Origin of the sequence: Polaribacter gochangensis (genome assembly GCF_046224025.1) — a bacterium.
Classification (GTDB): domain Bacteria; phylum Bacteroidota; class Bacteroidia; order Flavobacteriales; family Flavobacteriaceae; genus Polaribacter; species Polaribacter gochangensis.
Window position 1 is genome coordinate 396706 of the sequence record NZ_JBJXRF010000001.1, and the last position, 21041, is coordinate 417746.

22 protein-coding genes and 1 pseudogene are annotated in these 21041 nt (G+C 30.5%); 12 read left to right on the forward strand and 11 right to left on the reverse strand.

Translation table 11 applies throughout. The features are described 5' to 3' along the window. Nucleotides 1-96: 96 nt before the first annotated feature. On the reverse strand, nt 97-1128 hold the full coding sequence (locus ACEWL1_RS01825; protein ID WP_409231580.1) for an asparaginase: 1032 nt from the start codon (nt 1126-1128) through the stop codon (nt 97-99). A gap of 216 nt (nt 1129-1344) precedes the next feature. On the opposite strand from ACEWL1_RS01825, the gene ACEWL1_RS01830 reads away from it, so the two are divergent. The 4 genes from ACEWL1_RS01830 to ACEWL1_RS01845 all read left to right on the forward strand — a co-directional run bounded on the left by ACEWL1_RS01830 (nt 1345) and on the right by ACEWL1_RS01845 (nt 6139). Next, a complete protein-coding gene (locus ACEWL1_RS01830) occupies nt 1345-3717 on the forward strand; it encodes an outer membrane beta-barrel protein (protein ID WP_409231581.1) in 2373 nt (790 codons plus the stop codon). 16 nt (nt 3718-3733) lie between these two features. Further along, on the forward strand, nt 3734-4282 hold the full coding sequence (locus tag ACEWL1_RS01835) for a hypothetical protein (protein WP_409231582.1): 549 nt from the start codon (nt 3734-3736) through the stop codon (nt 4280-4282). After that, entirely contained in the window at nt 4272-5279 is a 1008-nt protein-coding gene (locus tag ACEWL1_RS01840) for a sensor histidine kinase (protein ID WP_409231583.1), read from the forward strand. The genes ACEWL1_RS01835 and ACEWL1_RS01840 overlap by 11 nt, the downstream gene beginning before the upstream one ends. 95 nt (nt 5280-5374) lie before the next feature. After that, nucleotides 5375-6139 (forward strand): LytR/AlgR family response regulator transcription factor, encoded by a 765-nt coding sequence (locus tag ACEWL1_RS01845; RefSeq protein ID WP_409231584.1) that lies wholly within the window; start codon nt 5375-5377, stop codon nt 6137-6139. Here the strand turns inward: ACEWL1_RS01845 and ACEWL1_RS01850 are convergent. The 3 genes from ACEWL1_RS01850 to ACEWL1_RS01860 form a co-directional block, all read right to left on the reverse strand. After that, complete coding sequence (locus ACEWL1_RS01850; protein WP_409231585.1) at nt 6136-7227, reverse strand: FAD-dependent monooxygenase; 1092 nt, start codon at nt 7225-7227, stop codon at nt 6136-6138. The genes ACEWL1_RS01845 and ACEWL1_RS01850 overlap by 4 nt on opposite strands. A 19-nt stretch (nt 7228-7246) precedes the next feature. Continuing rightward, nucleotides 7247-9043 (reverse strand): translation elongation factor 4, encoded by a 1797-nt coding sequence (lepA, locus tag ACEWL1_RS01855; RefSeq protein WP_409231586.1) that lies wholly within the window; start codon nt 9041-9043, stop codon nt 7247-7249. Between the two features lie 170 nt (nt 9044-9213). Continuing rightward, nucleotides 9214-10320, reverse strand: a complete 1107-nt coding sequence (locus tag ACEWL1_RS01860; RefSeq protein WP_409231587.1) for a TolB family protein — start codon at nt 10318-10320, stop codon at nt 9214-9216. Nucleotides 10321-10386: 66 nt separating this feature from the next. Here ACEWL1_RS01860 and ACEWL1_RS01865 point away from each other — a divergent pair, with 66 nt between their 5' ends. Further along, the gene (locus ACEWL1_RS01865; RefSeq protein ID WP_409231588.1) at nt 10387-11607 is read left to right on the forward strand and encodes a M28 family peptidase; all 1221 of its coding nucleotides are present in this window, start codon (nt 10387-10389) and stop codon (nt 11605-11607) included. Between the two features lie 83 nt (nt 11608-11690). Then, nucleotides 11691-12692: a tRNA dihydrouridine synthase DusB gene (gene dusB / locus ACEWL1_RS01870; RefSeq protein WP_409231589.1), complete on the forward strand. Its 1002-nt coding sequence runs from the start codon at nt 11691-11693 to the stop codon at nt 12690-12692. On the opposite strand, the gene ACEWL1_RS01875 is transcribed toward dusB, so the two are convergent. From ACEWL1_RS01875 to rbfA, 4 genes are read right to left on the reverse strand one after another with little or no spacing between them, the layout of a single operon-like run. Further along, nucleotides 12685-13266 (reverse strand): hypothetical protein, encoded by a 582-nt coding sequence (locus tag ACEWL1_RS01875; RefSeq protein ID WP_409231590.1) that lies wholly within the window; start codon nt 13264-13266, stop codon nt 12685-12687. The genes dusB and ACEWL1_RS01875 overlap by 8 nt on opposite strands. A 7-nt stretch (nt 13267-13273) precedes the next feature. Next, nucleotides 13274-14272, reverse strand: a complete 999-nt coding sequence (locus tag ACEWL1_RS01880) for a hypothetical protein (RefSeq protein ID WP_409231591.1) — start codon at nt 14270-14272, stop codon at nt 13274-13276. A gap of 5 nt (nt 14273-14277) precedes the next feature. Continuing rightward, entirely contained in the window at nt 14278-15483 is a 1206-nt protein-coding gene (locus tag ACEWL1_RS01885; protein ID WP_409231592.1) for an ABC transporter permease, read from the reverse strand. A gap of 57 nt (nt 15484-15540) precedes the next feature. Continuing rightward, complete coding sequence (rbfA, locus tag ACEWL1_RS01890) at nt 15541-15936, reverse strand: 30S ribosome-binding factor RbfA (protein ID WP_347173425.1); 396 nt, start codon at nt 15934-15936, stop codon at nt 15541-15543. Nucleotides 15937-15998: 62 nt separating this feature from the next. Here rbfA and mce point away from each other — a divergent pair, with 62 nt between their 5' ends. The 6 genes from mce (at nt 15999) to ACEWL1_RS01920 (ending at nt 19742) form a co-directional block, all read left to right on the forward strand. After that, nucleotides 15999-16400 carry a methylmalonyl-CoA epimerase gene (gene mce / locus ACEWL1_RS01895; protein WP_409231593.1) on the forward strand — a complete coding sequence of 134 codons (402 nt, stop codon included), beginning with the start codon at nt 15999-16001 and terminating at the stop codon, nt 16398-16400. 73 nt (nt 16401-16473) lie between these two features. After that, nucleotides 16474-17352, forward strand: coding sequence for a cell division protein FtsX (locus ACEWL1_RS01900; RefSeq protein ID WP_409231594.1), 879 nt, complete (start codon nt 16474-16476; stop codon nt 17350-17352). 1 nt (nt 17353) lies between these two features. Beyond that, nucleotides 17354-17599: a DUF3098 domain-containing protein gene (locus ACEWL1_RS01905; protein ID WP_347173422.1), complete on the forward strand. Its 246-nt coding sequence runs from the start codon at nt 17354-17356 to the stop codon at nt 17597-17599. 2 nt (nt 17600-17601) lie between these two features. Continuing rightward, on the forward strand, nt 17602-18396 hold the full coding sequence (locus ACEWL1_RS01910) for an undecaprenyl-diphosphate phosphatase (RefSeq protein ID WP_409231595.1): 795 nt from the start codon (nt 17602-17604) through the stop codon (nt 18394-18396). Between the two features lie 79 nt (nt 18397-18475). After that, nucleotides 18476-19168, forward strand: coding sequence for a tRNA pseudouridine(55) synthase TruB (truB, locus tag ACEWL1_RS01915; RefSeq protein ID WP_409231596.1), 693 nt, complete (start codon nt 18476-18478; stop codon nt 19166-19168). Nucleotides 19169-19202: 34 nt separating this feature from the next. After that, nucleotides 19203-19742, forward strand: a complete 540-nt coding sequence (locus ACEWL1_RS01920) for a hypothetical protein (RefSeq protein ID WP_409231597.1) — start codon at nt 19203-19205, stop codon at nt 19740-19742. Nucleotides 19743-19808: 66 nt separating this feature from the next. Here ACEWL1_RS01920 and ACEWL1_RS01925 read toward each other — a convergent pair whose 3' ends face one another. The 3 genes and pseudogenes from ACEWL1_RS01925 to ACEWL1_RS01935 form a co-directional block, all read right to left on the reverse strand. After that, on the reverse strand, nt 19809-20243 hold the full coding sequence (locus tag ACEWL1_RS01925; RefSeq protein ID WP_409231598.1) for a hypothetical protein: 435 nt from the start codon (nt 20241-20243) through the stop codon (nt 19809-19811). Between the two features lie 133 nt (nt 20244-20376). After that, the gene (locus ACEWL1_RS01930) at nt 20377-20793 is read right to left on the reverse strand and encodes a hypothetical protein (RefSeq protein ID WP_409231599.1); all 417 of its coding nucleotides are present in this window, start codon (nt 20791-20793) and stop codon (nt 20377-20379) included. Between the two features lie 53 nt (nt 20794-20846). Continuing rightward, nucleotides 20847-20948: pseudogene (locus ACEWL1_RS01935) on the reverse strand (ABC transporter ATPase); the annotation flags it as partial. Nucleotides 20949-21041: the final 93 nt, after the last annotated feature.

Below are 21041 nucleotides of genomic sequence, written 5' to 3' on the forward strand. Positions count from 1 at the left end.
TTTATACTTAAAAAGTAAAATTTAACTCAATTGTATGTTAATTTAATAATGAAGTAACTTTTACACTATTAAATTTACATGAAATATCATTTTTTTTTAAAAATCTAATTCTCCTCTTAATGGTTTTTCAAATACTTCCTTAAACTCTTTATTCGAAATTTTTTCTCCTAATAAGTACATTAATTTTGCAATGGCAGATTCTGTGGTAATATCTTTTCCATCAATTACCTTAATTCTCTTTAATTCTACACTGGTTTCATAATGTCCTAAAATAACACTTCCTCCTACACACTGTGTAACATTTACAATTTGTATGCCATTTTTTACAGCTTTTTCTAACAATTGGATAAACCACGGATACGTCGGGGCATTACCAGAGCCATAAGTCTCTAACACAATGCCTTTTAAATTTTTAATTTCGATAATGCTTTTTACCACTTCCTCTGTCAAACCTGGAAATAATTTTAATACAACTATATTATTATTCAATGTTTTACGCACAATAAGGTGAGCATCTTTTGTGGTTGGCTTTAAAAGTAAATCGTAATTAAAGTGCAAATGCACACCACTTTCCGCCAAAGGAGGATAGTTTAACGAAGCAAACGCCTCAAACTGTTCTGCATTTATTTTTGTGGTTCTGTTTGCTCTGTATAATTTATATTCAAAATACAAACACACTTCAGAAATTACGGGTTTATCATCTTTTCTAGAACAAGCTATTTCAATGGATGTAATTAAATTTTCTTTTGCATCGGTTCTTAAGTGACCAATTGGTAATTGCGAACCCGTAAATATGATTGGTTTTGCTAAGTTCTCTAACATAAAACTAATTGCTGATGATGTGTATGCCATCGTATCAGAACCAGTTAAAACAACAAATCCATCGAATTTAGAATAATTATTTTCTATTACTTCTGCGATAGTTACATAATATTCGGTATTCATATTAGAAGAATCAATGGGTTCTTTAAATGAATAGGTGTCTATGGTACAATTTAACTGAATTAACTCTGGAACTCTATCTAAAAGTTGTTCGAAATTAAATGCTTTTAATGCATTGGTTTCGTAATCTTTTACCATTCCAATGGTTCCTCCTGTATATATTAGTAAAATTTTTGGCTTTGTCATTTTTGATGTCTGTTATTGTCGGGTAAATTTATCATTAATAATTGAATTAGAAATAAAGATTTTGCTTCGAGGAAACCATTATCAACTACTTAGCGTCTCTACTTACATAGATTCTCAATATCTGTTCGTCGGTAATTTATACCGTTTCATCAGATTTTGATTTTTAAAACAATAAAAGCACTGCACTTTTGAAGTGTCAATCAAAAAAAGACAATTATGAAATTTATCACAACAACACTAATATTACTCTTTGCATTCAATTTTGGGTTTTCTCAAAACAGCATCAAAGGAAAAATAGTTGATGCTCAAAATCAAACTTTACCTTATGCAAACATCGTTTTATATAAAATAGGAGAAGAAAAAAATCCGAAAGGAACTGTTTCTGATGACAATGGGAATTATAAATTTGAAAACATAGCAGCAGGAAATTATAAAATTGAAATTTCGATGCTTGGTTTTGAAACTCAAAAAATCAATCAATTTCAATTAAATGAAGACAAAATTTTCAACATCACTTTAAAAGAAGAAAGTCAGACTTTAAATGAAGTGGTTATCACAAGCAGGCGCCCCGTAATTAAACAAACTGCAGAAAAACTAACTGTTGACTTAGAAAAATCTGAAATGATAAACACCACTTTACAAGATATAATGCGTAAAATTCCTGGTGTTTTAGTTACCAATAACGGAATTTCGATTGCTGGCAAAAGTGGTGTTCGAATTCTTATCAACGGCAAAACTACAGAATATATGGATGTAGAAACCTTGTTGCGCGATTTTCCTGCGGATAATATTTCTAAAATTGAAATCGTTGAACAACCTGGTGCAGAATATGAAGCTTCTGGTTCTGGTGCAATTATCAATATTATTTTAAAGAAAAATGTGCGTTTAGGAACGCACGGAAGTGTAAATGGTTGGGTTGGAAAAGACAATGGTTTTGAATATGGAACAGGATTTACTTTAGCCAGTTATAAGAATAAATTAAATTGGCAAACAAATGTGAACCACTCAAAACCTACTTGGAGAGACGATTTATTTTTAGTTAGAACTGTTGGCAACGAAACCTATAATCAAGAAACGAAGGAACCACACAATCCAAACAATTTAACCTATAGCGGAAATGTGGATTATTATTTAAGTGATAAACATTCAATCGGAATTGGCGGTCGTTGGAACAAAAGAATTTCTGACAGAATTGTTTCAAGTAAAACCATTATTTCTGATGCAAATACTTCAAATGTGTTGTTTTCAGAAAATGTTTTTGATCGAGTTAGTAAAAATTTTAACTTCAATCCGTATTACGAATACAAAACAGATTCGGAAAAATTAGTCATCGATTTTAATTATATCGATTATGAAAATAATAGCATGAATACCTTATCTGATGTTGCTGGAAGTACAATTACATATCAAGATAAAAGATATGTTCAAAACGGAAAATACAATATCAAAACCTACAAAGCAGATTATTCTAAAACCTATTCTGACAATTTAAAATTGAGTTTCGGAAGTAAATATGCAGCTGTAAACACAGACAACGATTTGCAATCTTTTACAGAAAATAACACAAACGGATTTGATGCAGACGTTGATAATAGCAGTCAATTTTTAATTGATGAATCTATTTTCGCCATCTATTCTAAAGTAAATGCAACTTTCGGTAAATGGTCATTTTCTGGTGGATTGCGCTATGAAAACAGCAATACAAACGGAACATCGCATTTTATCAAAAATGGAGTTCCAACAATAGAAACTAATAAAAGACCAATTAATAAAATCTTTCCGAGTGCTTCTTTTAGCAGAGAAATTTCTGAAGTTTTAGGCGCAAGTGTATCGTATAGTTATAGAATTCAAAGACCATCGTACAACAGTTTAAATTCTTTTGCAACCTATTTAGATCCATATTCTTCTGGAGTTGGAAATCCAAATTTAAAACCCTCTTTTACAAACAATTATCAATTTAATTTAACATATGAAGGTCAACCTTTCTTTTCTGTTGGATATAGTAAAACTGAAGATGTTATTTTTCAGTTGATTCAACAAGACAATGCAACCGCTCAAATAAGACAAAGAGATGTAAATGTAGAAAACAATTCTAACTGGAATATTAGATTATTTGCACCGTTAAGCTTTATAAAAGGAGTTGATGGTTATACTGGTTTTATAGTAATGAACACCGATTATCAATCATCAACTTTTAATGTAGATTTAAATAAATGGAACTTGTTCTGGTTTGTACAAGCAAATTATAAATTGCCTTGGGATGTTAATTTTGAATTAAGTGGAAATTACGGAACTGGTGCTTTAGAAGGACAGATTGAAGTTGATTGGTTGGCAGAAGTAGATATGTCTTTCGGTAAAAAATTCTTAGCCGATAAATTAAAAGTAAACCTAGGAATTAATAAAGTATTAAATCGTGGATTTGTTGGAACCATTGATTATGGAAACGGAGTTGCAAGTGTAGAAAGTAATGGTTCTCGTCAAAATATACAATTGAGGTTAACCTATAGTTTTGGTTCTAAATTCGGAAAAAAGAAGTCTAGAAGAAACTCTGCAAAAGACGAAGAAGAAAGAATTAATAACAATAATTAAGTAACTTTGAATTAACATGAACTACAAACCACTATTTATAATTGGCTTATTGCTTGAAGCTTTCGGTCAAATTCTTTTAGCACAAGGAAACGGTTTTGTGTACGCATTAAAACCAATAGATTTTGCGCATTGGTCTTTATTGATGGGAGTTGCATTATTAATGCCACAATTAGGACAGTTTCCAAAAAGTATATTTACTTATATTGGTGTTCCAACTATAATTATTGGTATTGTGTGTATTATAGGAATGTGTGTGTTAGATTTTATTTGGTGGAGTCAGCCAACACAAGAAATTAGAAATGAATTTGCGGGTCAAATATCTAAAATTCCTAGTATATGGAAACCCTTTATTACAACAGGTCCAAATTTTTTAAATGTTGGTTTATTCCTTTTAGCACTCAATTATTTTAAACAAAATAAACTGGGTGTTCTGTTTATTATTTTAGCAACATTCATTTTATTTTTCGGTCGATTTATTCCGTTTAGATTGATAGTTGTATACTTAACTACCGCAATAGGTTATAGTGTTATCTTCTATAAAAAACCACTTATTAATGAACACTAAACTTAACAAATCTGATTATATAATTCTTGCCGTTTTTTACATAATAAGTGCTGCAATAAACATTTTAGATTACTATCAAGACCAAGAGGATCTAATTGAATACTTAATAGACATTCCTGTGTTTATGATTACCTCTTTTTTAGGTGTTATTGCTTTTATGTACTTTATCATTCCTGCATTCTTAATTAAGAAAAAAAACTATTTGCTTTTTGCTTTTTGGGGACTTCTTACAGTTTGTTTCATAGGAATATTAGAAAGGGTAGCTGGCTTTTTATCAAGCGGAGCAGCTTTAGAAAATTTTCCTTCAGTTTTTAATTTGATATTATATTCTATTTTTAATGGTTCAGATTCTATCGGACTTGCGTTAGGTGTTTTACTTACAAAGAAATTTTACGAATCTCAATCTCAAATTTCAAAAATTAAAGAACAACAAAAGGAGAACGAATTGAAGTTATTACGCTCGCAAATAGATCCACATTTTTTGTTCAATAATTTAAACACCTTAGATTCTTTAATAGATACAGATGCTAAAAAAGCAAAAGAATATATTAACAGATTGTCTTTAATTTATCGCTACTTGATTAAAACAAAAGATGCCGAAGTGATGGAGCTTTCAAGCGAACTACAGTTTGCCGAAAATTACATCTTCTTAATGAAAACTCGTTTTGGAAATGATTACGAATTTAACATCGAAACAAACACCAATATTATTGATAAATTTATTCCAACTGGAGCAATTCAAGCATTGCTAGAAAATGTTGTAAAGCACAATAAATCTGAAGATAATAAACCTATTAAAACAACAATTACAATTAATGATGGTTGGTTAATTATTACAAACACAAAATCTAAAATTGTTACAAATCAAGAATCTTTTGGCACAGGTTTAGAAAATTTAAAAGCGCGTTATAAATTACTATCAGATCAGCAAATTCAAATTCATGATATGGATAAAAAGTTTGAAGTATTTATACCAATAATTGAATTAAGTAGCTAATTGTTATTTCGAATAAAGCGAAGTGGAATTGAGAAATCTCATCAAAAATAAAAAGATTTCTCCATAAAGTCGAAATGACAGTCAAAGTAAACAATATGAAAATACTAATTCTCGAAGATGAAATTCCGGCATATCAAAAATTAATCAATTGTTTTGATCTGTTTTTTGATGTAAAAATATCTTTCGATTGGGCAAGAACCAACAAAGAAGGAAAAGAATTTTTATCTAAAAATAAATACGATTTCATCGTGTCTGACATTCAATTGTTAGACGGAATTTCGTTCGATTTATTTGATACAGTTTCAATTGATTGTCCAATTATTTTCTGTTCTGCTCACGATGAATATTTGTTCAAAGCTTTTAACACAAACGGAATTGCATACATCTTAAAACCCTATTCTCAAGATGAGTTTAATAAGGCAATTGAGAAATATCAATCTTTATTTAAACAAGGAAATTACAACGCCTTAAACACTGAAACCTTGTCTAATTTAAAATCTGCTTTAAAGGAAGAAAACACTATTTATAAAAAACGTTTTGTCATTAAAAAAGCAACAGGAATCCAGTTGTTAAACGTTACTGATATCTGTTTGATAGAAGCTTCTGGTGATTTCTGTATTGCCACAGATAAAGACGGAAAAAGACATGCTATTTCACAAACCTTAGGATTGATTCTTCAGCAGTTAAATCCAGCAAAATTCTTTAAAATTAACAGAAGTGAAATTGTAAGTATTGATGCGATAGAACATATAGAAAGTTATTTTAAAAACAGGCTGTTAATTACAATCTACAATGTCAAAGAAAAAGTAATGACAAGTTCTTCTACAACTTCTGATTTTAGAAAATGGTTAGAAAATTAATACTCTCCAGAAAGCGTTTGAACATTTTTGTGGTTTGCTCTTAATTTTAATAATATCATTCCAAAATCTGTTAAAAAATCATTTTTAGAGAACGAAAAAATTCTTTGTTGAGCCACCTTTGAACGCTTATAATTAGGCAAAAATCGTTGTCTCCATTCAGTTTCATAGTCTAAAAGTAGTTTTAAATCATCTTTTAATAACGATTCATGGATCGCTTTACTTGCCATAATTGCAGATTCAAAAATAAATTTATAACCTTCTCCAACAATTGGGTTTACTTGAGAAACACAGTCGCCAACACAAACAAGATTATTTTTTACAAATTTATCTAAAACAGGAGTTATAGGTACGCTTCCTCCTTCAACTTGATCATTATCTTTAACAACCAACTCCTTAATCTTTGGCAATTGTAAAATAGCATGTAAATTATCTTTTAACCCTTTTACCATGGTTTTATCAAAAGTGCCAAACCCAACTATAGCTCTTTTATTTTTTAATGGAAAAATCCAACCATAACCTCCTTTATAATCTTTTCCGATCATTAAATGTGCTTCATTATCCAATCCAAGATATTTAACATTATACTCAACACCTGTGGCTAGCTCTGTAGTTTTAGGAATTATACCAATTTTTTTACTTAAAACACCCATTGTACCCGAAGCATCTACAAATATTTTAGCTTCAAATTTAGTGTCATTTTTATCTGTAACAGAAGTAAAATTGTTTTCAGAATTTGTTAAAATATTTTTAACATGAACTCCTAATTGTATCTCAACAAAATTAGGGTCTAAAGATGCGATTAATTCTTGGTGCACTTTCTTTTTGTCTAAAATATAAGCTTCAACTTTGATTTGTTTTGTTAAATTTTTAGAATGCACAACAGCTGTATCAATATTCTGAGCAACAACACTTTGTGGCAGTTCAAATTTATCTAAATCTATAAAACTCCCTAATGTATTAAATGAAAACTCAAGTAAGTTCCTCTTCCTTTCTAAAAGAAGTGTTTTGTGTTTTTGACGTCCTAATTCTCTTGCAAGCATTAACCCTGCTGTTCCCGCTCCAACAATAATAACATCGTAATTTTTCATAAAAACTTGATTATTACGGTTAATCATTCAACTTTAAAACCGCCATAAATGCTTCTTGCGGAATTTCTACATTACCCACTTGACGCATTCTTTTCTTTCCTTTTTTCTGTTTTTCTAGCAATTTACGTTTTCTAGAAATATCTCCACCATAACATTTTGCAGTTACATCTTTACGCAATGCTTTTGTAGTTTCTCTAGCAATAATTTTTGCTCCAATTGCAGCCTGAATAGGAATGTCGAACTGTTGTCTTGGAATTAATTCTTTTAATTTTTCAACTATTTTCTTTCCAATTGAATAGGCATTATCAGCATGTAATAATGCAGAAAGCGCATCAACAGGTTGTCCGTTTAATAAAATATCTACACGAACTAATTTAGAAGGGCGCATTCCAATCGGAGAATAATCAAACGAAGCATACCCTTTTGAAACCGTTTTTAATCGATCATAAAAGTCAAATACAATTTCTGCCAATGGCATATCAAAAGTCAACTCAACCCTTTGTGTTGTTAAATAGGTTTGATTGGTAATTTCTCCTCTTTTTTCGATACACAAACTCATTACTTGTCCAACAAAATCTGATTTTGTAATGATTGATGCTTTAATATAAGGCTCTTCAACTCTATCTAAGCTCGATGGATCTGGTAAATCTGTTGGGTTATTTAAAATGATGACATCATTTGGGTTCTTTCTTGTAAACGCATGATACGAAACGTTGGGAACCGTTGTAATAACCGTCATATTAAACTCGCGCTCTAAACGTTCTTGAATAATTTCCATGTGTAACATTCCTAAGAATCCACAACGAAAACCAAAACCTAAAGCAGCAGAACTTTCTGGTACAAAAACCAGCGAAGCATCATTTAGTTGCAATTTTTCCATAGAATAACGCAACTCTTCATAATCTTCTGTATCAACAGGATAAATCCCTGCAAAAACCATTGGTTTTACATCTTCAAAACCATCAATAATTTCTTGCGTTGGGTTTGCTGCATCTGTTATTGTATCTCCTACTTTTACTTCTTTTGCCGTTTTAATTCCTGTTATTAAATACCCAACATCACCCGTTTTTACAGATTGTTTTACAACTTGACTTAATTTTAATGTCCCAACTTCATCCGCAACATATTCATTGTTTGTTGCCATAAATTTGATGCGTTGCCCTTTTTTAATTTCTCCGTTCAATACTCTAAAATAGGTTTCAATTCCTCTGTAAGAATTGTAAACAGAATCAAAAATTAAGGCTTGTAATGGTGCATTTGGATCTCCTTTCGGAGCAGGAATTCTATCAATAATTGCTTCTAAAATATTATCAACCCCAAAACCTGTTTTTCCACTTGCATGAATTACCTCTTCTGAATCACAACCTAATAAATCTACGATATCATCGGTAACTTCTTCAGGATTTGCACTTGGCAAATCCACTTTATTTAATATCGGTATAATCTCTAAATCGTTGTCTAATGCCAAATATAAATTAGAAATTGTTTGTGCTTGTATGCTTTGTGCAGCATCAACAATTAAAAGCGCACCTTCACAAGCGGCAATAGAACGAGAAACTTCGTACGAAAAATCTACGTGACCTGGAGTGTCAATTAAGTTTAAAATATATTGTTCTCCATTGTGTGTATAATCCATTTGGATGGCGTGCGATTTAATGGTAATTCCACGTTCGCGCTCTAAATCCATGTTATCTAATAATTGATCTTTCTTTTCGCGAGCCGTTACAGATCCTGTAAAATCTAACAATCTATCTGCCAACGTACTTTTACCGTGATCAATATGTGCGATGATGCAAAAGTTTCTAATATTCTTCATTCGTTAAATCTTGTTTCTAAATATGGTCTGCAAATATAGGCTTTTTGGTATTGAAAAATTATGTTGTTTAGAAGTTTCAATCTTGAAAAGTTTACTCGAACAGACAATCTGATGTGTCGCTTCGAGTGAATTTGATTTTTCATAAAATTGTTATCGAGAAGTCTGTTAAACTAATCTTGCCATTCTGCAATAAACAAATTGGTGTCATGTCCACCACCATTATTTCTATTTGATGAAAAAATCAGCTTTTTACCATCGTTAGAAAATACTGGAAATGCATCAAATGTTTCTCCGTGTGTGATTCTTTTTAAATTTTTCCCGTCAATATCAATCATATATAAATTGAAAGGAAATCCTCTTTCTGCTTCAAAGTTTGAAGAAAATAAAATTTTCTTTCCTGAAGGATGAAAAAATGGACTCCAGTTTGCGTTTCCTAAATCTGTTAACTGACGTAAGTCAGAACCATCTGCATTACAGATATACAATTCCATTTCTGTTGGCTGCACCAAACCTTCTTTTAATAAATCTTTGTATTCTTTAATTTCTGCTTCGGTTTTTGGTCTCGAAGAACGGAAAATTAATTTGGTACCGTCTGGCGAGAAAAATGCGCCTCCGTCATATCCTAATTCATAAGTAATTTGTTTTACGTCTGAACCATCAATATTCATTGTAAACAACTCTAAATCTCCAGTTCTCATCGAAGTAAAAACAATTTTATCTCCTTTTGGCGAAACGGTTGCTTCAGCATCATAACCTGGCTCTGTAGTTAATTGTTTGGTAATGTTTCCTTCTAAGTCAGAAACAAAAATATCGTAACTATCATAAATTGGCCACACATATTTCCCTTCTCTTCGTAAAGGTGCTGGCGGACATTCTTTTCCTCCTAAATGTGTAGAACCATAGACATAGCTTTTATTGTCTGGTAAAAAATAAGCACACGTTGTTCTTCCTAAACCTGTAGATATCATTGGCGGAATTGAATCTTGAAACGTTTCTCCTACATTCATCAAAAACATTTGATCACACTCTACACCCCAATTTTTATTATTCGATTGAAAAATAATTTGTTTGTCATCAAAACTCCAATATGCTTCTGCATTATCTCCACCAAATGTAATTTGTTGCATGGTTTTAAAATGCACTTCTTCTGGGTATATTAATGTAGTATCCCATTTTTTTGTTGCCCCAGATGTTGCATCTGTTTTATCTTTTTTACCTGTTTTGCACGAAACGATTACCAGTGCAAAAATCACCAAATAAATACTTCTTAATTTCATTAGATCCTAATTTAATTCTACAACTAATAATTATTAGTTATTTTTGACAAAAATAATACATATACAATGAAAAACTTACTAATTTTAATCTTTTTATCGCTGCTAATTTCCTGTAATAAAGAACATAAACCAGAGCATAAAATTAAACAAGATGTCTCTTTTTTAGCCGATGATAAATTGGAAGGAAGGCAAACTGGAACTCCTGGAGAATTAAAAGCTGCTGAATACATTAAAGACAGATTTGAAAATTTAGGATTAAAACCCAAAGGAACAAATGGTTTTTATCAATCGTTTACATTTAAACCAAAAACCAACCCTCACGAAGAAGTAAAATTTACCGAAAATGCAGACGGAACAATTACTGGTAAAAACGTTGTTGCATTTATAGATAACAAAGCAAAAAATACGGTAATTATCGGAGCGCATTTTGATCATTTAGGGTATGGCGGTGATGGATCTTTATACAGAGATTCTATCAAAGCCATTCATAACGGAGCAGATGATAATGCAAGTGGTGTAGCTGTAATGCTAAACTTAGCAAGCAAATTAAAAAACACTAACACAAACAACAATTATTTATTTATTGCTTTTTCTGGTGAAGAAATGGGTTTATTAGGTTCTAATTATTTTGTAAAAAATCCAACAATCGATACCAAAGCTGTTTCTTATATGATAAATATGGATATGGTTGGTAGGCTAAAAGACAGCGCTTTGGCTGTTTACGGAACTGGAACTTCTCCAATTTTTAAACAAACTTTAAAATCGCATAACAACAATTTTAAATTGATTCAAAAAGAATCTGGTGTTGGACCAAGTGATCACACGAGTTTTTATTTAGCAGACATACCGGTGCTACATTTCTTTACCGGTCAACACGAAGATTACCACAAACCAAGCGACGACACAGAAACATTAAATTATGATGGAATGGCAATCATTTCTAATTATATATTTAATGTAATTTCTGATTTAAATGACAACGGAAAATTAGCCTTTAGAAAAACAAAAAACGAAAGTGAAGAAACACCTCGTTTTAAAGTTGGTTTAGGTGTTATACCAGATTATATGTACGACGGAAAAGGTATGCGTGTTGATGGGGTTTCTGAAGGAAAGCCTGCTGTTGCAGCCGGCATTAAAAAAGGAGATATCGTAATTGAATTGGGTGGTAATAAGATTACAGACATGATGAGCTATATGAAGGCTTTATCAGTCTTTAAGAAAGGAGATAAAACGACCGTTGTTTTAAACAGAAATGGAAAAGAAGTAAAAGCAGACATTCAGTTTTAAACTTAAAAAAATAACATTTAAATACCTGTTAGATTAAAACCCAACAGGTATTTTTTTTGAGATAAAATAAGTATTTTTGCGCCATGGTTAAAATTGGAAACATAGAATTGCCAGATTTTCCGTTGTTGTTAGCACCAATGGAAGATGTTAGTGATCCACCATTTAGAGCTTTGTGCAAAGAAAACGGAGCAGATGTTGTGTACACAGAATTTATTTCTTCTGAAGGATTGATTCGTGATGCTGCAAAAAGTGTGATGAAATTAGACATCTACGAAAAAGAGCGTCCGGTTGGAATTCAAATTTTTGGAGCCAATTTAGAATCGATGTTAAAAACCGTTGAAATTGTTGAGAAATCAAATCCAGATATTATTGATATTAATTTTGGTTGTCCGGTAAAAAAAGTAGTTTCTAAAGGAGCCGGAGCTGGAATTTTAAAAGACATCGACTTGATGGTTTCTTTAACCGAAGCGATGGTAAAACACACCAATTTACCAATTACAGTAAAAACACGTTTGGGTTGGGACGAAGATTCTATCAGAATTGTAGAAGTTGCCGAACGTTTGCAAGATGTTGGTTGTAAAGCAATTTCTATACATGGAAGAACACGTGCGCAAATGTATAAAGGAAATGCTAATTGGAAACCAATTGCAGAAGTAAAAAACAACCAAAGAATGCACATTCCTGTTTTTGGAAATGGCGATATTACATCACCAGAAAAAGCCATGGAAATGCGTGACGTTTATGGTTTAGATGGCGCAATGATTGGCAGAGCTTCAATCGGTTCTCCTTGGTTTTTTAATCAGGTAAAACACTTCTTTAAAACAGGCGAACATTTGGCTTCACCAACTATTGCAGAACGTGTAGAACTTGCACGCAGACATTTAAAAATGGCTATTGATTGGAAAGGTGAAACGTTGGGAGTATTAGAAACGAGAAGACATTACACCAATTATTTTAAAGGAATTCCGCATTTTAAAGAATACCGAATGAAAATGGTTACTTCTGATGATGCAAATGATGTTTTTGCTGCTTTTGATGAAGTTTTTGAAAAATTTGGTGATACAGTAATTCCAGATTTTAGTTAGGTTCTTTTATTTTAAAAGACTTCACAATATTTTCTACACCTTTAATAAACTCATCATAGTATTTATTTTCAGAAATATAACTCAACTCAAAATTTCTATTTTTATAATGAAATAAAAGATCTATCTGTGTAGTTGGCCGATTTTTATTTCCAAAAAAATTTCCATATTTAATTAGATAGTATTTACCATATTTTTTGTGATTTAATTTCTGCGGAATAAAATCAATTGTTGGATAAAATCCTTTCATTTTTTGATGATAATACTCAAAAAGTGCTTCAATACTTTTTGCTTTCGTTTCTTTTTGAGAAAGTTCTGTAACGTATAAATTATTTGCATAAAAATTGGTATTCCTTTTTTGCATCACTTTTGGTGAATGCATTATATGACCATGGACTTCTTTGTAGGAATACCACGTTTTTGGAATCTCTAATGTATATGTTTTCATTTCTTTTTCTAAAGAAATACTATCTAACATTTCTTGCTGAACGGGAGGAATCGTAAAGTTTTTAACATTCTTGATTGTTGTACAACCAATAAATAAAGCAAGAAATAAGCTATAAATTACTTTTCTCATACAATGATTAATTAAACTTTAAACTTCCAAAAAACAACTTTTTTTCTTTTAAACAATCATCATACTCTCTAAGATTTGCATCATAAACTACTTTAAAAATTGAATTATTGTGCTTAAAATATCTGATTGTTTTTTTTCTTTTATTTCTTTTATAATCTTTCCAAACACCTGTAATTTCTATAAATTTTTCAGTTATTCTACTTTTTAAATTTTCATTTCCTCTTAACGATTTATCCATTTTGAGAATAATTAATTCTAATTGAATCAAGGATAAATCTTCTTTTATAATATAATAATCTGATTCTATTGTAAAAACTGGCGATTCTATATAAGATACAGCTCCGCCATACTTTGCTTTTTTATAAAAAACTAAAGAATTTAACCAATTCTTACCTTTAATTTTTGTGACATCCCAATTACTAAGAAACTTTACTTGAAATTTTGGTTTACTAAAAATTCTTATATAAGGATCTTTCTTAAAATCTTTCTTCTTTTTAAAAGAAGAAATCATTTTACTTACATCAGTTTTAAAATTTAATGACGTTTTTGTGCTGTCAGAATATTTAAAAACGTATAACTCTTTCCTTATTATTAAAAACTCCGTTGTGTGTTTTACTAATGATTTTTTATCTCTCCAGTTTTGCCAAGAAGTTTTTAAAATTAGATGATTGGGGTTTTTCTTTTCTATCGAATAATTAAATTTTTTATACGGAACTCTCTTTAGTTCCTTTACTCTAGTGTTAACTATTTTTTTAAGATTTTTCTTTTTTAATTTGACTATTTTATATTGACCAACATTAAAATAACTATTTAACGTAGAATCTTTGTACCTAAATTCTTTTACCCAAAAATATGGGTAAGAAGGATTAATTACTTTCCATGTATCAGGAACCCTAATTTCAAAAGCTTCTGAATCAAAAGTTTCGTGTAGATTATTATTGTTGTGTTGAGAATAGACAAGGCTTGTAACTGCCAAAAAAAGCAGGAGGAATACTTTCTTTTTCATGAATTTTATTTTTCTATAAAGTTAGCAGAAATTCTGCTACTTGCAATTTTTGAAGCGATAAATCCTAAAATACTAATGGTAATTGCCACAATAAATAAGTTCATAAATTGGAATTCTACTGGATACGGAATCGATTGTGTAATCATAAAAAAGGCAAATTGTTTTTGTAATAAAATCAAAATTGTTCCGATTAACAATCCGATAAACAATCCAAAAAGTGTTAGTAAAAAGCCTTGTAATACAAAGATTCGCTTTATTTCTTTTATGGTAACGCCCAAGTTAAAAAGCGTTTTTAAGTTTTGCTTTTTATCAATAATCATCATTATAATTGCGCCAATTACATTGAACAATGCAATGATAATTATCAACGTAAAAATTAAATACGAAATCAATCTTTCTGTGTTTAAAACTTTGTAGGTTATGGCGTTAAACTGAGTTTTTGTTGCTACTGTAAAATTATTTCCTAAAGCATTTTGTAAGTCGGAAGCAAAATCATCTGAATCAATATTTTCGTTTAATCGCAATTCAATTGAAGTCACTTCATTTTTATCATAACCCAATAGTTTTTGCGCCAATCTTAAATTTACAAACACATATTTATTTGCAAATTCTTCCATTCCGGTATAGACTCCAGATATTTGAACATCGGCAGAATTAAATGCAGAAGCTGCGCTTAAAATTAATCCTTCGCCAGCTTTCGGAACTTTAATTTGTAGAGGTTCGCCAAAATTTAAAATGCTTAACGATAATTTATCAGAAATTCCAAAGCCAATAACTGCTGTATTTATAAAATCTGGATCTAACCATTGACCAACATGTAAAGTAGAATCTATTTTTGTAATCGACATATAATTGTCGCTCACACCTTTTACATACGCAATTTGATCTCTTTGTTTGTATTGTAAAAAGGCACGTTCTTCAACTACATTTGCAAATGCTTTAATTTCTTCGGATGAATTTAAAAGCGAAGTAATCGAATCTGAAACTACAAACGATTTTCCTTTTGTTGCCGTAATTTTTATGTCCGGATCAGAATAATCTAACATATTATTGGTAAAAGATTTAAAACCAGAAAATCCTGAAAGAATAATAAACAACGCCAATGAACCCACAATTACACCGAAAGATGCAATAATGGTAATAATATTAATGGTATTGTTTCCGCTTTTGGCGAATACATATCTCTTGGCTATGTAAAAAGGAAAATTCACAATTTTTGTATCAAATCAATACAAACTAACTGCAAAAAAAGTTGTGAAGCAAACAAATTAACGTTTTTGACGTCTTGGTAATACTTCTGGGTTTTTAATCGGGTTTACATCTTCACCTTTTAAAGATTTATCAATTTCTTCGATATAATCTAAAGAATCGTCTCCAAAAAATGATAATTCTGGCATTCTACGCAACTGATTTTTTGTGCGTTTTGCCAATTCGTGTCTAATCATAGAAGTATTAGACTGAATTCCTGTTACCAATTCGTCTCTTTTTTCTGATGGAAAAATACTCAAATACACTTTTGCAATACTCAAATCTGTAGTAACAGTAACTTTAGAAACCGAAATAATAGTTCCTTTCATTCCGTCTTGTGCCGCTTTCTGAAGCACATCAACTAAGTCTTTTTGAATTACTCCAGCAATTTTTTTCTGTCTATTTGTTTGTTCCATGCTGCAAATTTACGCATAATTCCCAAAAGAATGTTTATTTTTGATGGATAGAAAACGATCTAATGGACAAAATTGAACATATTGGAATTGCCGTAAAAAATTTAGAGAAATCAAATGAATTATTTGCTGCACTTTTTGGAAAACCACATTATAAAGTTGAAGAAGTAAAAAGCGAAGGTGTAAAAACTTCTTTTTTTGATGTTGGTCCTAATAAAATTGAGTTATTAGAAGCAACAAATCCAGAAAGTCCAATTGCAAAATTTATCGATAAAAAAGGCGAAGGAATTCATCATATTGCATTTGCAGTTTCAGATATTAAAGCAGAAATAACACGTTTAAAAGCAGAAGGATTTACCGTTATAAATGAAGAACCAAAACTTGGCGCAGATAATAAATTGGTTGTATTTTTACATCCAAAAACTACCAACGGCGTTTTAATAGAATTATGTCAAGAAATTGATTAGTTAAAATACTGCCAACTGTTACTGTCAACTGTTTACTAATTATTATATTGCGAGCTAGAATTCAACAACATTTATGTCTACATCTTTTGATAAATATCAAAAACGAAGATTACGCTCTTCTTACTTTTCTGTAATTGTAAGTATTTCGTTGGTGTTATTTATGGTTGGCGTTTTAGGATTGATTTTATTAAAATCTACAAGTGTTGCCAATCACGTAAAAGAAAAAACGGCAATGACCTTGTTTTTAAAAGACGATGTTACTAAAAAAAACATCGAAGATTTAAGAGCTTCTTTGTTAAAAGAAAAATTTACCAAACAAATTGTGTACATTTCTAAAGAAGAAGCTGCCAAGTTTCACAGCAAAGATTTAGGAGAAGATTTTGTAAAATTTCTGGGAACAAATCCTTTAAAAAACGGAATTGATTTATATCTTAAAGCTGAGTTTGTTACACCAGAAAAAATGGCAGAAATCGAAAAAAAGTTTCAAAAAAACGCCTTTGTTTTAGAGGTTTCTTACGACAAACCTTTGATTCAGTTTTTAACAAAAAACATTCAAAAAATGAGTTTCTGGCTGTTAATCATTAGCGCATTTTTTGCTTTGATTTCCATTTTATTAATCAACAGTGCTTTGCGTTTATCAGTATACTCTAAACGATTTAATATTAAAACCATGCAAATGGTTGGCGCAACAAAAAGCTTTATTAGAAGACCTTTTATTTTACAAGGAATGAAATTAGGATTGATCGGTTCTACCATATCATTAATTGGTTTAGGAACCGTTATTTACTACACAAATAAATACATACCAGCTTTGCAATTACTTAACGATTATGTTTTGTTAAGTTATTTATTTGGCGGCGTTTTAGTGGTGGCATTTTTAATTACTTGGCTAAGTACTTTTTTTGCAACACAACGTTTTTTAAATCTACAAACAGACGAATTATACTATTAATATGAGCAAGAAAGAAAACAATACAAAACCAGAATTTCTTTTTAGTAAAAGAAATTATATCATCATGCTAATTGGTGCTGCTTTTATTGCCCTAGGATTTATCTTGATGGCTGGCGGCGGAAGCGAAGACCCAAATGTATTTAATGAAGAAATTTACAATTGGAGACGCATTCGATTAGCCCCAACTTTGGTAATTATTGGGTTAGGAATCGAGATTTATGCAATTTTAGCAAAACCTAAAAAATAAAGATGGATTTTATCGAAGCAATTGTTCTTGGAATTATTCAAGGATTAACCGAGTTTTTACCAGTTTCTTCTAGCGGACATTTAGAAATTGCAAAAGCCATTTTAGGCGACACTTCTGTGCCCGAAGAAAGTTTAACGTTTACTGTTGTATTGCATTTTGCAACTGCATTAAGTACCATTGTTATTTTTAGAAAAGAAGTTGCAGAAATTTTTAAAGGATTGTTTCAATTTAAATGGAATGATGAAACTGAATTCTCTTTAAAAATTATTGCATCTATGATTCCTGCAGTTATTGTTGGAATCCTTTTTGAAAAAGAATTAGAAGCTTTTTTTGGCGGACAAATTTTATTAGTTGGTTGTATGCTTCTTGTAACAGCTTTACTATTATTACTGGCTGATAAAGCAAAAAAAACAGACAAAAAAGTATCTTTTACAAATGCAATAATCATTGGAGTTTCGCAAGCAATTGCGATGTTGCCAGGAATTTCTAGATCTGGCGCAACCATTTCTACTTCTGTTTTATTAGGAGTCGACAGAAACAAAGCTGCTCGTTTTTCATTTTTAATGGTGGTTCCGTTAATTGTTGGAAAAATTGCCAAAGATTTAATGAGCGGAGAAATCAATTTTGAAAGCGCAGAAATTTTACCAATGTCTGCCGGATTTTTAGCGGCATTTATTGCTGGTTTATTTGCTTGCACTTGGATGATTTCTTTAGTGAAGAAAAGTAAATTATCATACTTTGCAATTTATTGTGCCGTTGTTGGTGTTATTGCAATTGGTTATTCTTTAATGAATTAAAAAAATGTCTCCTCGAGCGGAGTTGAGAGATTTTTAAGAGGTCTCGACTCCGCTCGACCTGACACAGAATTACAAAAAAATGACTGGAGAAGATTACAAAAACGGACAAGTTTTACTGATTGATAAACCATTAGAATGGACTTCTTTTCAGGCTGTAAATAAAATTCGTTGGCATATCAGACAACGTTTCAACATCAAAAAAATTAAAGTTGGTCATGCAGGAACTTTGGATCCGTTGGCAACTGGTTTGTTAATTATTTGTACAGGAAAACAAACAAAAAACATCAACGAATATCAAGGTCAAGTTAAAGAATACACCGGAACTTTTACTGTTGGCGCAACAACACCGAGTTACGATTTAGAAACCGAAGTAAACGAAACTTTTTCTACAGCACATATTACTGATGAATTGATTCATAAAACAACTGAACAATTTATGGGTACAATTCAACAACGACCACCTATTTTTTCAGCTATCAAAAAAGACGGAAAACGTTTGTACGAATTGGCTAGAAAAGGTGAAACTACAGAAATTGCTACCAGAGAAATTACCATCAACCAATTTGAAATTACCAATATTGATTTACCAAAAATCGATTTTAGAGTTGTTTGTAGCAAAGGAACGTACATTAGATCTTTGGCTTTTGATTTTGGTAGCGCATTGGATTCTGGAGCACATTTATCTGCGTTGCGAAGAACAAAAATTGGCGATTATTCCGTTGAGAAAGCAGTTTCTATTGATGCTTTTATCCAACATTTAGAAATGGAATAGTTTTTGTCTCTGCAAACGGAACAAAAAAATTACAATGAAAAAAACACTGCTGCTAATTCTATTATTCTCAACATTTTTAGCCACTTCTCAAACCAAAGATAAAGGACCATTTTTCAACACTAATTTACATTTAACATTTGCTTTAAATGAAAACTATGTATTGTTTGAACCTGATGATGGAGAATATTTACTCGATTTTTCAGCAATATTTATCCGTTCTGGGTTTGGTTATCGATTTAACAAACGGATAGAATCTAGTATTAATTTTGGATTGGATTTTCACATGCGTTTTAGAATACAAGCAATTCCGTCTTATCTAAATGTGCAGTACAATTTAATTGCCAACGAAGATTTTAAGTTCTTTGTAAATGGTAGTTATGGAAATTTATGGAAACCTTCTTCTAATTTCGAAAAAGGAAAATATCACGGCTTCGGAATTGGTTTTCAAGGAAATGATAGCTACTCAAAAACAAATTTTGTCTTTCGTTTAGATTTTCATCGCAAACGAATTGCCAATTTTAAAGATGGTAATTTAGATAGTGTTTCGTTGGGAATTGGAATTAGTTTGTTTTAAAAAACAACCTCTAAATTTAAAATTTAGAGGTTGTAGAGTTATTGTTTAATTAGAATAACTTTTCTTTTAGTTTTTATGCATAATAGGTTGAACATAGATTTCATCAGAGTCTTTAAGATAGAATCGTATATTAATAGAATCTCCTTTTTGTAAAACAAATTTTGGGACCCTAATCCATTCTTTACCAACAGCTCCTGCATTAATTTTAAATTCTCCTTTTAAAACATTTTTGTTTAATGCATTAAGATCGTGATCACTGAAAATTAAATTATTAATATGATAAACAGAATAATACCTGTTCTTCTTATTTTCAAATTCAAAAGCTTCTAAATTTATATAACAAGAACTTTTATCTTTAGATTTATATTTAGTGATTATATAATTCTTTTTGTTATTATTATTTTTCTGTGCATTACAGCTATTTAATGTTATTATTAAAACAAATAATAATAATTTTTTAACAACCTGCATCTTGTCCTTTTTGTGGTTTAGTAGCTCCATTCATGTCTTTTTTAGTTAATTCTAATGCGTTTGTATTATTATCTCAATCTTGCTCATTTTTTAATATTCGATTTTAGTTGAGTGCTTATTTTAAAAAAAGCCCAAACTGTAAGTTTGAGCTTTCACTTTAATTTTAAATTTTCTTTTTCCAAACAAGTAAATTACCAATTACCATTATAAATGAGCTTAACACCCATAACCAATAACCTAAACCATAAAACACTACTTTCGATTTGGTGCCTGCTTCACTATTTATAATTTCATCAACGAATAAAAAAGACAACATTAATAGAAATCCAACAACACTTAATATAAAGGAAATGTTTGGTTTCTTCTTAAATAAACTCCAAGCTATAATTAAAATGGGATTTGCTAACCAAGGGAAAGCAGGTACGTGTAACATAAAAACACCTAACCAACCAAAAAGCAAACTTAATATTCCGTAATTATCGCAATTCCCATACGAAGAACAATAACTTTTTTGGGTTAATGCAATTATATATATTGCAATGCTTATAATTAAAAATATTTTTTGTTTTTTGCTATTCATAATTAACTATTTCATATTACCCACAATTTTAAAGTCGAAAATTGGAATTTAGTTTATTTTAAAAACCGTCCATACCAGCTTTCAGAAATAGGTACTTCCCAGTAGTTTTCAAATTCTTCTTTTGTAGTTACTAAATTGTCAAATACAATAGATTTTCATCGCAAACGAATTGATTATTTTAAAGACGGTAATTTAGACAGTGTTTCTTTAGGAATTGGAATTAGTTTGTTTTAAAAAAAAGCCCAAAC

Bases quoted from the DNA above. Each gene is read 5' to 3' on its own strand.
- ACEWL1_RS01825 (WP_409231580.1), bottom strand. From the start codon at position 1,128: ATGACAAAGCCAAAAATTTTACTAATATATACAGGAGGAACCATTGGA.
- ACEWL1_RS01830 (WP_409231581.1), top strand. From the start codon at position 1,345: ATGAAATTTATCACAACAACACTAATATTACTCTTTGCATTCAATTTT.
- ACEWL1_RS01835 (WP_409231582.1), top strand. From the start codon at position 3,734: ATGAACTACAAACCACTATTTATAATTGGCTTATTGCTTGAAGCTTTC.
- ACEWL1_RS01840 (WP_409231583.1), top strand. From the start codon at position 4,272: ATGAACACTAAACTTAACAAATCTGATTATATAATTCTTGCCGTTTTT.
- ACEWL1_RS01845 (WP_409231584.1), top strand. From the start codon at position 5,375: ATGAAAATACTAATTCTCGAAGATGAAATTCCGGCATATCAAAAATTA.
- ACEWL1_RS01850 (WP_409231585.1), bottom strand. From the start codon at position 7,227: ATGAAAAATTACGATGTTATTATTGTTGGAGCGGGAACAGCAGGGTTA.
- lepA (WP_409231586.1), bottom strand. From the start codon at position 9,043: ATGAAGAATATTAGAAACTTTTGCATCATCGCACATATTGATCACGGT.
- ACEWL1_RS01860 (WP_409231587.1), bottom strand. From the start codon at position 10,320: ATGAAATTAAGAAGTATTTATTTGGTGATTTTTGCACTGGTAATCGTT.
- ACEWL1_RS01865 (WP_409231588.1), top strand. From the start codon at position 10,387: ATGAAAAACTTACTAATTTTAATCTTTTTATCGCTGCTAATTTCCTGT.
- dusB (WP_409231589.1), top strand. From the start codon at position 11,691: ATGGTTAAAATTGGAAACATAGAATTGCCAGATTTTCCGTTGTTGTTA.
- ACEWL1_RS01875 (WP_409231590.1), bottom strand. From the start codon at position 13,266: ATGAGAAAAGTAATTTATAGCTTATTTCTTGCTTTATTTATTGGTTGT.
- ACEWL1_RS01880 (WP_409231591.1), bottom strand. From the start codon at position 14,272: ATGAAAAAGAAAGTATTCCTCCTGCTTTTTTTGGCAGTTACAAGCCTT.
- rbfA (WP_347173425.1), bottom strand. From the start codon at position 15,936: ATGGAACAAACAAATAGACAGAAAAAAATTGCTGGAGTAATTCAAAAA.
- mce (WP_409231593.1), top strand. From the start codon at position 15,999: ATGGACAAAATTGAACATATTGGAATTGCCGTAAAAAATTTAGAGAAA.
- ACEWL1_RS01900 (WP_409231594.1), top strand. From the start codon at position 16,474: ATGTCTACATCTTTTGATAAATATCAAAAACGAAGATTACGCTCTTCT.
- ACEWL1_RS01905 (WP_347173422.1), top strand. From the start codon at position 17,354: ATGAGCAAGAAAGAAAACAATACAAAACCAGAATTTCTTTTTAGTAAA.
- ACEWL1_RS01910 (WP_409231595.1), top strand. From the start codon at position 17,602: ATGGATTTTATCGAAGCAATTGTTCTTGGAATTATTCAAGGATTAACC.
- truB (WP_409231596.1), top strand. From the start codon at position 18,476: ATGACTGGAGAAGATTACAAAAACGGACAAGTTTTACTGATTGATAAA.
- ACEWL1_RS01920 (WP_409231597.1), top strand. From the start codon at position 19,203: ATGAAAAAAACACTGCTGCTAATTCTATTATTCTCAACATTTTTAGCC.
- ACEWL1_RS01925 (WP_409231598.1), bottom strand. From the start codon at position 20,243: ATGGAGCTACTAAACCACAAAAAGGACAAGATGCAGGTTGTTAAAAAA.
- ACEWL1_RS01930 (WP_409231599.1), bottom strand. From the start codon at position 20,793: ATGAATAGCAAAAAACAAAAAATATTTTTAATTATAAGCATTGCAATA.